We start from the raw sequence: 339 nt of genomic DNA, 5'->3' as shown, positions 1-339 counted from the left end.
CAATACGATTAATATTTGGATTAACAAATGTCATAATCACACCGATGATCATGATTGTAATAATTAACTGTGCACTTCCTGGATCAATAAGATCTTTTCGAACTAAAACCATGTAAAGATATATTCCGAAAAGTCCATAGATTGCCCCAGATGCACCAAGATGTGCGTACATAGGTCCTTCAAGTAAAAACGTAACGATATTTGCTAAAATACCCGCAGCGAAATATGCAGTAAAAAATCTGAACCTACCTAACATACTCTCAAGCGCAGGTCCAAACAAGACGAGAGAAAAAGAATTGAATAGCATGTGCATCATTGAACCATGTAAAAATATTGGAG

Annotated in this window: 1 protein-coding gene; it reads right to left on the bottom strand. The window is 35.7% G+C overall.

Annotation, left to right across the window (positions count from 1 at the left end; translation table 11 throughout):
* Positions 1-313: rhomboid family intramembrane serine protease (locus AOA59_RS00230; RefSeq protein ID WP_256592986.1), on the bottom strand; the 313-nt coding region annotated here is incomplete at its 3' end.
* Positions 314-339 lie beyond the last annotated feature (26 nt).

It is taken from the genome of Pseudomonas sp. 2822-15 (assembly GCF_002742515.1).
Classification (GTDB): domain Bacteria; phylum Pseudomonadota; class Gammaproteobacteria; order Pseudomonadales; family Pseudomonadaceae; genus Aquipseudomonas; species Aquipseudomonas salomonii.
This window is presented reverse-complemented; position numbering and strand designations above follow the sequence as displayed.